This window comes from Pseudomonas sp. GW823-FHT06E10, from assembly GCF_058794995.1.
The window spans coordinates 74,609-87,764 of record NZ_JBXAHJ010000022.1; the positions used below are offsets into that span (position 1 = coordinate 74,609).

A 13,156-nucleotide genomic window follows, 5' to 3' on the forward strand; every position below is an offset into this window, starting at 1 on the left:
AGACGGTTATGGTTAAGTTTATTTTTATCAGGGAAAAGGGTAGGGAAAAGGGGGCAGGTTTATTTTTTGTTTCTGTGTTGAAATCAGAAAGTAGATTTGTCCCCACTTCTGAAAAATTGAGGCTTTGGATAATGTTGCCATTCACCTTTGTGGAACGCCCGCCTTCATATGACACCGCGGAGGTTTTCTATGTACGTATTGATCCTAGTATTGAGATCGCAGATGAGCTTATGAGGGCGCTGTATTATCTGCTGTGGTTTCCAGGGTATTTTGGATTTAACTGGGATGCCTTGTATGACTGTTTAAGGGATCTCAGCTGGATTCCATGTCACAAAATCGTTCTCGTGCATGAATCCTTGCCGAAATTGTCGAGAGGGGATCTACAGGTATATCTCGAGATTTTGCGTGACTCGGTATTTGATTGGGTTGGTGATGAAGGGCATGAGCTTGAAGTGGTCTTCCTAGTCACTGATGAAGTAATGATTGAAGAATTGCTTAAAAATTAGGTTAGAAGGAAAAGCGAGGGAAAAGGGAACGGAAAAGGGAACAGATTTATTTTTTGGTTTCGGTGTTGAAATCAGAAAATAGATCTGTCCCCATTTCTGCATTTCTAGTCCCCATTTCTATTCATTTCTATTGGTCGACAAGGCGGGCGAAATATTTAGGAGTAACAGATGAAAGATTCGCTGTACAAATATAGATTTTTTATCGGCGTGGGGCTGGCGTTTGCTTCTTTGGTGAATTGTTACATTCGGTATGATGGCGACTGGGGTAGATTTTTTACTATTTTGACAATTCAGTTATGGTTTGCACAGGGGACTTATAATTATTGTAGTGGCGGGACCATTATTATCGCTCCGCGGGGGCTGGATAAAGATGCTAATTCTGAGTGGAGGATAGCACTTGCCAGCTTTGCGTTGTTTTTGTATGTCGTGGTGTTTTTTTTAGATTTTAAAGCCTAATAAAAAACCAGCTTTAGCCGTAACAGCAAGATCCAAACTAACGAATTCAACAATGCGAAAAATATCGGACAGAGAAATCAGGGCTGGAAGCTGATTTTGGTCAGTGCTTGCGATTAACACCACCCCCTAAAAGTTTAGAGGAAAGAGAGAAAAGGGGTGGAATTTATTTGTTTGGTTTCTGCCAAAACTGAGGGTAATGTCATAAGTACCTTCTCTAACCAATACGGAAAATTTTAGGTTAGAGAATCTTTATTCATGGGGCCATAAGGTAAGGCTGCTAACTTTCAGAGTGCGTTCCAGGTTATTGATGACGGGACTCGTAAACTGAGCACACTCATACCGCTTCATTGAGGGCGTAATAATGGAATTTCCTAGCGAAAATGTTTTTTTGGAGGCCTTTGGTATTGAACCCGTTGAGGTAGATTAAAGCTTGGCTTTATGTCGCTATACAAAAAGTCAAAAAACAGTGAGGTCGAGGTTGATATTTCGTTTAGTGCTGTGATGCAGTTATTTCAAGTTGTGTTGAGACTTGCTAAGCAGGAGTTGGCGATTATTTCCTCGGGAAATGTCAAATCTATAGAACTAGTGCGGGATAACTCGGGGGCGGGAGTTCGCGTTGGAGAGAAAAGGGGACGAGAGAAAAGGGGACGGATTTATTTGTTTGGTGTGTCCAGTAAATAAATCTGTCCGCTATTTCCGACAACCGACCCATCAGCCGTATTACCGGACTACCGGACATCAAGGCGCCGAGCAACGCTCACAATTATCTGATCGAAACCAACCCGGTCCTCACCGACCTCAAGCAGTTCATGAGCTCGGATTACCTGCTGTCCAATTTGGGTTACGACCCGGACAACAGCGCCAAGCGACTGGGCGATGGTCTGTATGAACAGCGCCTGATCCAGCAGGCCGTCGTGGCGTTTACCGGTCAGCGTTTTATCGCTGGTCAGACCACCGATGAAGGCTTGTTCAAGTACCTGATGAACAACGCCATCGCCAGCAATCAGGAACTCAACCTGTCGCTGGGCGTCACCCTGACGGCCAAGCACGACATTAGTGCTGGCCGCACAGGACAGCGAACCGACGATGTCGGTGTGTCAGTCGACCTTCGCAGCGGATGTTAGTCCGCCATCGCGAGCAAGCTCGCTCCCACAGGGTTTTGGGAGGTTATTGGTTTTTTATGGCGATGCACATGTCCATTTCCATCACGCCGGTGCTCCCGCTCCCACAGGGGCCTGGTGTGAACACCTATCTTGTGTACGACACAAAACCCGTGGGAGCGTGGCTTGCCCGCGAAGGCCGTGCCTCGGTGTCTGGGGCTAACCACCATGGCAGCAGCTCGACTTCTCCTGTTCCTCATATTTGTCGTGATGCCGCACCCACTCCATGATTTCCTCCTCGTTGCGACCCTTGGGCGTCAGGTCCAGGTAGTTGTAGGCGCCGACCAGCATGTCCAGGCCCCGGGCATAGGTGGAGTAGGTATGGAAAATTTCTCCGGCGTCATTGCGATAAAACACACTGAGACCGGGGAGTTCCTCCTCGGCACCGTCGGTTTTTTCGTAGTTGTATGTAGCCTTTCCGGCGGCGACGTCTTCGGCTCGGGCGGTGACGCCAAAGTCGTAGTTGAAATCGCAGCCTTCGGACGATACCCAGTCGAACTTCCAGCCCATGCGCCGTTTGAACGCCTGGAATTCGGCGAACGGTGCGTGGGAAACCGCTACCACGGCCACGTCGTGGTGGGCCAGGTGCTGGTTGGCGCCGTCGATGTGATCGCTCAGGTACGAGCAACCGGGGCAGCCCTCATCCCAGCCCTCGGCGAACATGAAGTGGTAGATGACCAACTGGCTGCGCCCCCCGAACAGGTCCGCCAGTTGCAGTTCGCCGTCGGGTCCCTGGAAGTGGTAGTCCTTGTCGATTTTCACCCAGGGCAGGGCGCGGCGTTCGGCGCTGAGTCTGTCCCTTTCCCTGGTGAAGGCTTTTTCGTGGGCCAGGTGCTCTTTGCGGGCGGCGACCCATTCTTCCCGCGATACGACGGGATGGTTCTGAATGTTCATGTTGTTTTCTCCTGCGTGGGGCGGGGAGGTGACTTACACAGCCTAGTCGTTTGGCTTGCATGGATTTCGACATGCCGCCGGTCGGTCGTCTGCAAACGCCCGGCTGAACGGTGGCCGGGCGTACCGGTCACAACCTGTAAGGCCCGTTCAATTGCACGGGCATCAATCGAACGGACACCGGAGGTTGAATCAGGATGACGACTTACAACTGGGACTTGATTGAGCGCTTGCTGCATGAAGTGCAAAACAGCGCGGGCCACAGCTTCACGCCGCGGCCTTACGCCGAACAGCATGCCGCGCAGAAGGCCGCGGAAGGCGAGCCGATTGAAAATCTTGATCACTTGAAAACGGTGGCTGGAGAGTACGAAAAGTTACTGTTGGCGCGTGGCTATATCGCGCCGCGACCTGAAGACGAAGGTGGCACGGGCACCAATTACATTCTGACGGCGCGGGGTTCGCGTTTGTTGAGCCTGATCGACAGCAGTATTCCCGGCAATGATCACCCGCGGCAGGTGCTGGACGAGCAGGAGGATGCGCTGGATGAGATGACGTTTGATGAGGTAGCGTCGAAAGCGCAGATTGCCTGATGTTGTGTGATCCCCTGTGGGAGCGAGCAGGCTCGCTCCCACATGCGTCTTGTGTTGCAGTCAGTCTTGTTTCGCCGCTTTCAGGCACTTCAAGTCGTTGAAGTCCTTCCTCACACCTTCAATTTTCTTCAGCAAACGTGCCCGCTGGCTCGGCGTACTTTCAGCCATCAGATCCACGAACAGTGAACGCGCCTGGGCTTCGGTGTTGGCAAAGGCCTGTCGATAGGCGGGTGTCCACAACTTCTCACGATTGACCAGAAGTGTCTCGATTCGTTGTGGGAATTGTGGACTCTGGCGTTGGGCAACGGCCGCGCTGAACTGCTTCTGCCAATGGACCCGGTTGGCAAGCCACTGGGTGTTCTGCTCGCCCAGGGCGCTGGACCATGTGGCTACCCGCTGTTGCTGGGTGGTGCTCAGTGGCCCGAGCCAGTCATTCAGGCGCTTCTCCATGCGCGCGCCGCGCTCCTTGATCTGCTGGTCGAGGGAGGGTTTGAGGTATTCCTCCTGGCGTTTGCGCCGGTCCTTGGCGAAGGCGTCGTTCATTTCGGCGACTTGCTTGTCATCCAGCCTTTGCAGCAACTCGATGGCCGACGGGGTGATTACCCGCGCGGTCTCGGCGATCGCCTGTTCGGCTTCGTGGGCGCGGGCCTGCAAGGCGGCATCGGTGACCTGGTTGGTAGCGACCATGGTCTGCAGGCGGTCCAGCCAGTCGAGATAGCCGGGCAGTTGGGTGGTGCAGTGCCAGCTCAGGTGTTCCTTCAGGCGTTCATCCAGCCAGATTTTCTGCTCGCCGTTCATGTCCAGGTAGTCGCTGAGCGTCCAGGGGATGATCACATCGAGATTGCGGTAGGCCAGGCCCACGCGGCTGCACGCGCCGAGGGCGAGGGTAACGGTCAACATAACGGCGATATGTTTGAACCAGCGGGACATGGGCGATTCCTTGCGAAAGCCAGTCTTCGGGGGCTGATTCTCATGTGAACCCGGGAGGAGCCCGGCAGTTCAGCCGATCAATAGAACGCGTGTTCGGCCTTGAGCGTCACCAGCCCGTCGCACTGGCTGTTGTGCCCGGCATAGGCCGAGCAACCGCTGCCGTTCAGGCTGGAGTCACTGTAGATCAGGTCAAGGTCGATGCCCATGAACGGGCGGGACAATTTCAGCGACCAATCGGTAAAACTGCCTACATACCCGCCATCCACCGCCACTGGCGTATTGAATTGGTGGGTGGTGTATTTCAGGCTGATGCCGACACCGAACGGTTGATTGCCACTCAAGTCAGCGAACAGAGTGTTGTTCTGTTTGTCCGGGTCATTGCTGAAGGCGATGCCGAAACGGCTGCCGAGCAAGGTCAGGCCGCCGAACAGTTCCTGGCTGTCAGGGGTCGTGACTTCGGGGTAGCTGTAGCGGATCAGGCCCACTTCGTAGCCGAGGGTTTGGTCGAAGGGTTGTTTAAAACCCATGTAGGAGTCGATCTCGAGGTCTTTCCCCGGGCTGATGCCCATGCTGGGCGACCATTGACCCGCGTAGAAACCGCTGTCGTGGCTCAGGTCCAGGCCACCGTGAAACGAGCCGACGGCCGAGGGTTTGACCAGGCCCTGGGCCATGCTGCGGGTGGGGGTGGTGCCAAGCTTGAGGTCGAAGCCCCCCAGCTCACGCTGAAAGATTTGTGCCTGTGCTACGGAGCATGCCAGCAGGCTGCCGAGTAATGCCGAAAGGTAGAAAGATTTGAGCATGCGTCACTCCATGAACTGCGAGGGCAGGCTGGTGAACCCGCTGAAACGCTTGATCCAGACGTGTGCAAGGATACCGGCGAATAATCGGCAATGAAGGCCGTTCGTCGATTTCTACGGGATTTGAGGGAGTGCCGGAGGAGTAACGAGGGTTCCAGTCCAAGCGCTTCGAAGCTCAAAGCGCTTTGGGACCAGGTGACGCGAGGGGATTACTTTTTGCCCAGGGTGATCTGCTTGGACGGGCCGAACGTCTGGCCGCTTACGCCTTTGGCAATTTGCTGGATTTCACCGCCGGACTTGAGGAACGCAGCGATCTGGCTGTTGATCGATTCGCTGGTTTCGACGGCTGGAGCTGGCTTTGCTTTGCTGGTGGATGCTTTTACGCGCATGGCGGCCATTAACCTGTAGAAAATTAACTTGGCCAGGCATCGTACAGGAGTTGCCTGATAATTGCTTGGCAAATATCCCCTCGGCATATTCGTGAGGTCGGGGTAATTAGTCCCCGGCCAATATTCGAAATATGCACCTAAGCCGCTGTTTTAACTAATAACGTTGCCTGGAAAAATACCGCATCACGCTTGCCTGGGCATGGCGTAAATGCCCGGAACGGCCTGACGAGCGGACGGGGTGCGATGAAAACCCGGGAAAATTAAGGGCTTCAGGGAGATTTTCTCGCGCCACCGGGCCGGCTGCCGAACGCGGCGCTTAAAACCGGGTAGAATGCCGCCCACGCAATGAGGGTATTGGACATGGCTTTAGTCGGGCGTTACAACAGTTTGCAAGTGGTTAAACACACTAACTTCGGTTTATATCTGGACGGTGGCGCGGATGGCGAAATCCTTCTGCCTAATCGTTATATTCCAAAAGATATTCCTACCGAAGATGAAGACTGGCTCAACGTTTTTGTTTATCTGGACAGCGATGACAAACTCATCGCAACTACTGAAAAGCCGAAAGTTCAAGTCGGTGAATTCGCCAGTTTGAAAGTTGTTGAAGTCAACAGCATCGGCGTATTCCTGGACTGGGGGTTGCCGAAAGACCTGTTGCTGCCGTTCTCCGAAGAGAAGCGCCAGATGACGGCGGGCGAGTATGTGGTGGTGCACGTCTATCTCGACAAGCACACCCGTCGCATCACCGCGACCGCGCGCCTGGACCGCTACCTGGACAAGACCCCGGCCAACTACACCGCGGGCCAGGAAGTGGATCTGCTGGTGGCCGAAGCCACGGACATGGGCTTCAAGGCCATCATCAACAACAAGCATTGGGGCCTGATCCACAAGAACGAAATCTTCAAGTTCATGCGCGCCGGTAAAGAAGAAAAGGGCTTCATCAAGGAAGTTCGTGCAGACGGCAAGATCAGCCTGAGCCTGCAACCGGTCGGCCAGGAAGCGGCCACCAGCCTGAACTCGAAGATCCTCGCCAAGTTGCGCGAAAACAACGGCAGCCTGGCGGTGAGCGACAAGAGCGATCCGGCGTTGATCAGCAGTCTGTTCGGTGTCAGCAAGGGCAACTTCAAGAAGGCCATCGGTGCGTTGTACAAGAATGGCCAGATTGTCATTCATGCCGATCGCATCGAACTCAGTTGATGCGCTGACACGACAGAGGGCCAGGATGGCGCAAGCAGAGAAGTTGAGGTCTCTGGCAGGCGGCATTTTCTGGCCTTCTGGTTAATAATCGACAACATGATTCTTCGCCCCGGTGTTTTCTTTTCAACGAGAAGGCCGGGGCTTTGCTTTTTTCTGCCGAGTCTTTGCCATGGATTGTGTCTTCGAGGTGTTCCGGTGAGCGCCACCCGGCGCAGCGCCGACGGGTTTGCCCTGCAAGTGATGGTCGGGTTGTGCCTGATCTGGGGCGTGCAGCAGGTGATGATCAAGTGGGCGGCGGCCGATATCGCGCCGGTGATGCAGGCGGCTGGACGTTCCGGTATATCGGCGTTGCTGGTCGGGCTGCTGATCTGCTGGAAGGGCGGCTGGAACCAGGTAGGTACGACCTGGCGCGGCGGTCTGTTGGCCGGTGCCTTGTTCGGCCTGGAGTTCTTCTTCATTTCCGAAGGCCTGCAACTGACCACGGCGGCGCATATGTCGGTGTTCCTCTACACCGCGCCGATCTTCACCGCATTGGGGGTGCACTGGTTGCTGCCCAGTGAGCGATTGCGGCCCTTGCAATGGCTGGGGATTGTCCTGGCGTTTATCGGGATTGCCATCGCGTTTGCCGGCGGGGTGTCCTGGGACAACCTTGATTACCGCATGTTGATGGGCGATGCCTTGGGTGTGCTGGCGGGTGCCGCCTGGGGCGCGACCACGGTGGTGGTGCGCGCCTCGCGCCTGTCGGAAGCGCCGGTGACCCTGACGCTGTTCTATCAGTTGATTGTCGGCTTCTTCGGCTTGTTGTTGATTGCGCTGCTCAGCGGCCAGATCACCCATGTCAGCCTGACCCATGTGGCGGTGGCCAGTGTGCTGTTTCAGGGCGTGGTCGTGTCGTTCTTCAGTTACCTGGTCTGGTTCTGGCTACTGCGCCGTTACCTGGCGGCCAACCTTGCGGTGTTTTCGTTCATGACGCCGTTGTTCGGCGTCACCTTCGGTGTGGTTCTGCTCGGCGAGGAACTGAGCCTGAACTTCGTCATCGGTGCCGTTCTGGTATTGGCGGGCATCACGTTTGTCAGCGCCGAGCAGTGGTTGCGCCGTCGTTTGCGCAAAGCCCTCGGGCAGCATTGACCGGCGCGAGCAATAGACCGCCGGCGATCAACAAGCCGCAACCGGCGACCACCAGTGCCGGCTGTAAACCGCCACTGAAATGACTACTCAGCGCCGCCAGCAATGGCCCGCTGAGCTGGCCCACGGCAAAGCAGGCTGTCAGCAGGCCGGCATTGCGCTGGGTGGCATGGGGCGCCAGTTCCCGGGAGCGTTGCATCACCAGTTGCATGCAGGCCAGGAACGGCGTGCCGCACAGGATCACACCCAACGCCAGGCCTGGACCGTTGCCCAGCAGGCAGGCGAACACGCCAGCGGCTTGCAGCCATAACGTCGCCATCAGCCAGTGACCCGTGGCGCCAGGTTTTTGCCGACGCAGACTCACCAGCACCACACCGGTTGCCGCAGCGAGGCCAAAGCATGGCCAGAACAGGTCGGCCTGCCATTGGCCATGGAATTGCGCGTTGGCCATTTGCGACAAAAAGGTCGCGGGAATGATGTAGCCCAATCCGTACAAGGCATAGATCCAGCCCAGGCGAGCGATGCCTTGATTGCCCGAGGCGCTGGCGCTGGGTGCAGCAGTCGCGGTGACACTCGGTTGTGGCAGGAACGGCAGGATCCCCAGCAGCATCGCCAGCCCCGTGGCGGCGTACACCAGCCACAAGGTGGCAGAAGTCTGGCCCAGCAGATTCGAGCCCAAGGCCAACAGACCTGTCAGAAAAATTCCCAAACCAGGTCCGGCGAAGACCAGGGCTCCGAGCCGAGGACGACCGGCCGCTGCCGCGAGGGGTTGGCTCAGGGCGGTAATCATCACCAACACCCAGGCGCTGGCCACGCCGGTGCCGAAGCGCAGCAACAGGTGCGACCAGAAACCATTGGCCCAGAACGACGCCAGGGTCAGCAGCACGCACAGCCACAATCCGCCGAACAAGCGTCGGCGCACTTGTGCCGGACGCCGGGAAAACATGGCATCCACTGCACCGATGAAATAACCGAGGTAGTTGGCGGCGGCGATCAGCCCGGCGGCAGTCAGGTCGATCTGGCCTTCGCTGAGCAGGTGCGGCAGTTGTGGTGTCAGGGCAAAACGGCCGATGCCCATGGCCATCATCAGGGCAACGAAGCTGGCGGATAAGCGGATCAGGGGAGACATGGTCTGGAGTCCGTCTGGAGGATCAATGACCGTCAGGCTAGGACTGATTGACTTTCTTTAAAAATGAATAATAGTGAGTAACTTGTTCTTTTTTGGAGAAGGTCGTGGAGTTCAGCCAATTGCGCATCTTCCAGGCGGTGGCAGAGGAAGGATCCATAACCCGTGCCGCCGAACGGCTACATCGAGTTCCGTCGAACCTGTCGACCCGGCTCAAACAGCTGGAAGAGCAGTTGGGTGTCGAACTGTTCCTGCGCGAACGTCAGCGCTTGCAGTTGTCGCCTGCGGGAAAAGTCCTGCTGGACTACACCGCCAGGCTGTTTGCCTTGCGCGATGAAGCCAGCGCGGCGGTGCAGGGCGGGCAACCGGCGGGAGACTTCGTGCTCGGCACCATGTACAGCACGGCGGCGATTCACCTTCCGGGGCTATTGGCGCATTACCACCGTTTGTATCCGGCGGTGAACCTGCAAGTACAATCCGGCCCCAGCGGTGAACTGCTCGAAGGCCTGCTCACCGGTCGACTCGATGCGGCGCTGGTGGATGGCCCGCTGGAACTGGCCGGACTCGACGGGGTGCCCTTGTGCGACGAGCGCCTGGTGCTGATCAGCGAGGCCGACCATCCGCCCGTGCGCAGCGCGCTGGATGTGCAAGGTCGCTCGGTGTTCACCTTTCGCCAGGGCTGCTCCTACCGCATGCGCCTGGAAGCCTGGTTCGCCCATGATCATGCGGCCATGGGCCGGGCGATGGAGATCGAGTCCTATCCGGGAATGTTGGCGTGTGTAATTGCCGGTTCCGGTGTGGCGCTGATGTCGGAGTCGATGCTCGCCAGTCTGCCGGGCCGTGAGAGTGTGGCCGTACATCCTTTGGCCGAACCGTTCGCCAGTGCTACCACCTGGCTGATGTGGCGCAAGGGCATGGTCGGGGCCAACCTGAATGCCTGGATCGAGCAGCAACAGGTGGTTTTTCCACCGGCACATGTACGGGCGCAGGACATTGCCTGAACGCAGGCTGATTTTGATGGATTCAGTAACAGATCATTGTGACTTTGCGCGAGCATTGCGTAGGACTTCGGACTATTATCTGTACGAAGGGGCTACAGTACTTTGGCCGCTCGGCACTACCCTGAAGGGGGCATCATGAAAGAGAAAATCCAAAACTGGCTGCATGACTTGGGCGTTGCTCTCGGTTTGATCGAGCCGCCTCTGCAACCCGTGCCTGTTCGTACTGATGACGAACAACGTCGGCGCCAGCAGCGGCGCCGGTAATGGCAGATAACATCTGACAGGTGAAAGGTTTTCCCGTGGCGAGGGAGCAAGCTCCCTTGCCGCTTCGTGTACGTTTGATTACCAGACTTAGTACCGCCCGATCTCCAGCAAGAACCGGCTTAAATCATTCACCGTCCTGGCGGTCTTGAGCATCCGGTCTTCTTCCGCGGTAAACGCCGTGACACCCAGTTCATCTTCCAGATGGAAGATCAGTTCTTCGATATCTTTTTTATCCAATCCCAACTGCGCCAGGCTGGCGTTGTCGTCGAAGTCATCCCGGCCTTCCAGCAGGCGGCTGATGTAGCGATGTACGACAGCACGAAGGGCAGCTTCTTTCATGATCGTTCTTCGACGAGGTGGGTGCAGTTCTCCCTGCCGATGCAGTTCCTGCCGTTGAGTACAGCAGGCTTTAGCCGTGTGAGCGCTGCCATTGGTCGATCATGCTACGCAAATGCTCCCCGGAAAAACTGCCGAAGTGCCCGCCATGCACCGTGCGGATCGATAGCGTGCGCAAACGTTGCAGGCTGCGGGCGTAGTCATCGAGATTGGAGTGGTAGGCGTCTTCGATTAGCGGGCCGTCGTAGATGATGTCACCGCTGAACAAGGTCTCTGTGGCGGCTTCGTACAGGCAGATGCCACCGGGCGAGTGTCCCGGTGTGTGCACGACCTGCAACACCCGATTGCCCAGGTCCAGCACATCGCCATCTTCGACAAACCCCGTGGCCGGTGCGGCCTTGACCCGGTATTCGGCGTAGCACAGCGGGCAATCGGGGTGCGCCTCGAACATGTCGTCGCCGACAAAGGCTTTGCTCAGGTCGTTGTTGCCATCGGGTGCCGCGAGAATGTCCGCCTCGGCCGGATGCACCAGCCGTTCAGCGAATTCGTGATGACCGGCGATGTGATCGAAATGGCAGTGGCTGGCAACAGCCACCAGCGGCCGTTCGGTGATCCACGGCAGTTGCTCGCGCAGGCTGACCAGGCCCGAGCCGCTGTCCAGCAGCAGGTCTTTGTCACGTCCCTGGATGTGCCAGAGGTTGCAGCGGTAGAAGGGGCGGATGTACGGCTCGTGGATCAGGCGGATGCCGTCACTGAGCGGTTTCACCTCGAACCACTGGTCACGAGAAACAATCTTCATGAACGTTTTCTCCAGGCGAAAAAAAACGAGTGTGGCAACCGACGCCACACTCGTCGAAGAAAGCATCAAGTCGTTATGTTCAGCTTAGGCAGCGCTGGCCACTGCTGCCGTGCGGCGGGACATCAAGCTAACCACCACGAAACTCACCAGGCCTACACCGAGGCTGTAGTAGATCGGGGTGTTGGCGTCCAGACCGTCCTTGAACATGAACAGCAGCGCGGTGGCGAAGCCCATGCCCATGCTGGCGATAGCGCCGGCGGTGGTAGCGCGTTTCCAGAAGATCGCACCCATCAGCGGGATCAGCATGCCGCCTACCAACAGGTTGTAGGCCAGGGTCAGGGCGCTGATCACGTCGTTCACGATCAGAGCGATGCCCAGTACCACGATGCCGGTCAACAGGGTGAACAGGCGGTTGATCGCCAGGCTCGACTGTTTACCGCCACGCAGTTTCGGCAGCAGGTCTTCGGTCAGGGTGGTGGCGGCGGCCAGCAGGCCGGCGCTGGCGGTGGACATCATGGCGGCCAGTGCGGCAGCGATCACCAGACCACGGATACCGTCCGGCAGGGACAGTTTCACGATCGCAGCGAAGGCGTTGTTGACGTTGTCGAGATCCGGGATCAGTACGTGCGCAGCCATGCCGATCAAGGCGCAGGCCAGGCCGTAGAGGATGCAGTAGATACCGGCAGCGGTACCGGCAACCTGAGCCACTTTGGCGGTCTTGACGGTGAACACCCGTTGCCAGATGTCCTGACCGATCAGGATGCCGAAGAAGTAGATCATGAAGTAGGTGATGATGGTGTCCCAGCCGATGGTGGTGAAGCTGAAGCTCGCCGCCGGCAGTTTCATTACCAACTCATCCCAACCGCCAACGCGGTACAGGCAGATCGGCAACAGGATGAACATCAGGCCGACAGTCTTGATCACGAACTGAACGATGTCGGTCAGGGTCAGGGACCACATGCCGCCAATGGCCGAGTAGATCACCACGACGCCGCCGCCGAGCAGGACCGAGATCCAGAACGGCAGGCCGAACAGCACTTGCAGCACGGTGCCGATTGCCAGGATCGAGGTCACGCCGATCATCAGCGCGTAGGCCAGCATGATTACCGCGCTCGCGGAGCGGGCCATCGGGTTGTAGCGTTTTTCCAGGACCTGGGTAACGGTGTAGATCTTCAGTTTCAGCAGCGGTTTGGCGAGGAACAGGTTCAGCGCCACGATCCCGCAACCCAGTGCGGCACACAGCCAGAAGCCGGAGATGCCATGCACGTAGCCCAGACGCACGGTGCCCACGGTAGACGCACCGCCCAGGACGGTGGCAGCCATGGTGCCCATGTACAGGCTTGGGCCGAGGTTACGACCGGCGACCAAAAAGTCTTCGTTGGTCTTGGCCTTGCGCATGCCGTAGTAGCCGAGTATCAGCATCGCGGCGGCGTAGATGAGTACGACGAATAAATCCAAAGCCATTGTGGCGTGTCTCCGATTGTCTTTTTTATGTGAGGCTGAAAATCAATCCCTGTGGGAGCGGGGGGGGGGGGGGGGGGGGGGGGGGGGGGGGGGGGGGGGGGGGGGGGGGGGGGGGGGGGGGGGGG

15 protein-coding genes and 1 pseudogene are annotated in these 13,156 nt (G+C 57.3%); 8 read left to right on the forward strand and 8 right to left on the reverse strand.

Going from position 1 to position 13,156, the window contains the following annotated elements; genetic code table 11:
- The first annotated feature begins 8 nt into the window (after positions 1-8).
- From AC1Q6Y_RS26525 to AC1Q6Y_RS26535, 3 genes and pseudogenes are all read left to right on the forward strand, one after another.
- Positions 9-506 (forward strand): barstar family protein, encoded by a 498-nt coding sequence (locus AC1Q6Y_RS26525; protein ID WP_492625496.1) that lies wholly within the window; start codon positions 9-11, stop codon positions 504-506.
- Between the two features lie 168 nt (positions 507-674).
- A complete protein-coding gene (locus AC1Q6Y_RS26530; protein ID WP_492625497.1) occupies positions 675-962 on the forward strand; it encodes a hypothetical protein in 288 nt (95 codons plus the stop codon).
- Positions 963-1,672: 710 nt separating this feature from the next.
- Positions 1,673-2,017, forward strand: a pseudogene (locus AC1Q6Y_RS26535) (hypothetical protein); the annotation flags it as partial.
- A gap of 264 nt (positions 2,018-2,281) precedes the next feature.
- Here the strand turns inward: AC1Q6Y_RS26535 and AC1Q6Y_RS26540 are convergent.
- A complete protein-coding gene (locus tag AC1Q6Y_RS26540; RefSeq protein WP_492625498.1) occupies positions 2,282-3,016 on the reverse strand; it encodes a DUF899 domain-containing protein in 735 nt (244 codons plus the stop codon).
- A 194-nt stretch (positions 3,017-3,210) separates the two neighbouring features.
- On the opposite strand from AC1Q6Y_RS26540, the gene AC1Q6Y_RS26545 reads away from it, so the two are divergent.
- The gene (locus AC1Q6Y_RS26545; protein ID WP_090453744.1) at positions 3,211-3,603 is read left to right on the forward strand and encodes a transcriptional regulator; all 393 of its coding nucleotides are present in this window, start codon (positions 3,211-3,213) and stop codon (positions 3,601-3,603) included.
- 60 nt (positions 3,604-3,663) lie between these two features.
- On the opposite strand, the gene AC1Q6Y_RS26550 is transcribed toward AC1Q6Y_RS26545, so the two are convergent.
- The 3 genes from AC1Q6Y_RS26550 to AC1Q6Y_RS26560 all read right to left on the reverse strand — a co-directional run bounded on the left by AC1Q6Y_RS26550 (position 3,664) and on the right by AC1Q6Y_RS26560 (position 5,728).
- Positions 3,664-4,533, reverse strand: a complete 870-nt coding sequence (locus AC1Q6Y_RS26550; protein ID WP_492625499.1) for a DUF6279 family lipoprotein — start codon at positions 4,531-4,533, stop codon at positions 3,664-3,666.
- A gap of 77 nt (positions 4,534-4,610) precedes the next feature.
- Positions 4,611-5,333 (reverse strand): TorF family putative porin, encoded by a 723-nt coding sequence (locus tag AC1Q6Y_RS26555; RefSeq protein ID WP_492625500.1) that lies wholly within the window; start codon positions 5,331-5,333, stop codon positions 4,611-4,613.
- A 206-nt stretch (positions 5,334-5,539) separates the two neighbouring features.
- Positions 5,540-5,728, reverse strand: a complete 189-nt coding sequence (locus AC1Q6Y_RS26560) for a PFL_1563 family small protein (protein WP_015096330.1) — start codon at positions 5,726-5,728, stop codon at positions 5,540-5,542.
- A gap of 351 nt (positions 5,729-6,079) precedes the next feature.
- On the opposite strand from AC1Q6Y_RS26560, the gene AC1Q6Y_RS26565 reads away from it, so the two are divergent.
- Complete coding sequence (locus tag AC1Q6Y_RS26565) at positions 6,080-6,916, forward strand: CvfB family protein (protein WP_008018234.1); 837 nt, start codon at positions 6,080-6,082, stop codon at positions 6,914-6,916.
- A 195-nt stretch (positions 6,917-7,111) separates the two neighbouring features.
- Positions 7,112-8,044, forward strand: coding sequence for a DMT family transporter (locus tag AC1Q6Y_RS26570; protein WP_492625501.1), 933 nt, complete (start codon positions 7,112-7,114; stop codon positions 8,042-8,044).
- On the opposite strand, the gene AC1Q6Y_RS26575 is transcribed toward AC1Q6Y_RS26570, so the two are convergent.
- On the reverse strand, positions 7,989-9,170 hold the full coding sequence (locus AC1Q6Y_RS26575) for an MFS transporter (protein WP_090453750.1): 1,182 nt from the start codon (positions 9,168-9,170) through the stop codon (positions 7,989-7,991). The genes AC1Q6Y_RS26570 and AC1Q6Y_RS26575 overlap by 56 nt on opposite strands.
- Before the next feature lie 104 nt (positions 9,171-9,274).
- Between AC1Q6Y_RS26575 and ptrR the strand changes: the two genes are divergently transcribed.
- Together ptrR and AC1Q6Y_RS26585 are read left to right on the forward strand one after the other, a co-directional pair.
- Positions 9,275-10,168 carry a putrescine utilization regulator PtrR gene (gene ptrR, locus AC1Q6Y_RS26580; RefSeq protein ID WP_057715962.1) on the forward strand — a complete coding sequence of 298 codons (894 nt, stop codon included), beginning with the start codon at positions 9,275-9,277 and terminating at the stop codon, positions 10,166-10,168.
- 135 nt (positions 10,169-10,303) lie between these two features.
- The gene (locus AC1Q6Y_RS26585) at positions 10,304-10,432 is read left to right on the forward strand and encodes a PA1414 family protein (RefSeq protein ID WP_007972508.1); all 129 of its coding nucleotides are present in this window, start codon (positions 10,304-10,306) and stop codon (positions 10,430-10,432) included.
- Positions 10,433-10,519: 87 nt separating this feature from the next.
- Here AC1Q6Y_RS26585 and AC1Q6Y_RS26590 read toward each other — a convergent pair whose 3' ends face one another.
- The 3 genes from AC1Q6Y_RS26590 to AC1Q6Y_RS26600 all read right to left on the reverse strand — a co-directional run bounded on the left by AC1Q6Y_RS26590 (position 10,520) and on the right by AC1Q6Y_RS26600 (position 13,031).
- Entirely contained in the window at positions 10,520-10,771 is a 252-nt protein-coding gene (locus AC1Q6Y_RS26590) for a phosphopantetheine-binding protein (protein ID WP_150813377.1), read from the reverse strand.
- A 70-nt stretch (positions 10,772-10,841) separates the two neighbouring features.
- Positions 10,842-11,567: an MBL fold metallo-hydrolase gene (locus AC1Q6Y_RS26595; RefSeq protein ID WP_150813378.1), complete on the reverse strand. Its 726-nt coding sequence runs from the start codon at positions 11,565-11,567 to the stop codon at positions 10,842-10,844.
- Between the two features lie 84 nt (positions 11,568-11,651).
- Positions 11,652-13,031: a sodium:solute symporter family protein gene (locus AC1Q6Y_RS26600; RefSeq protein WP_057715959.1), complete on the reverse strand. Its 1,380-nt coding sequence runs from the start codon at positions 13,029-13,031 to the stop codon at positions 11,652-11,654.
- Positions 13,032-13,156 lie beyond the last annotated feature (125 nt).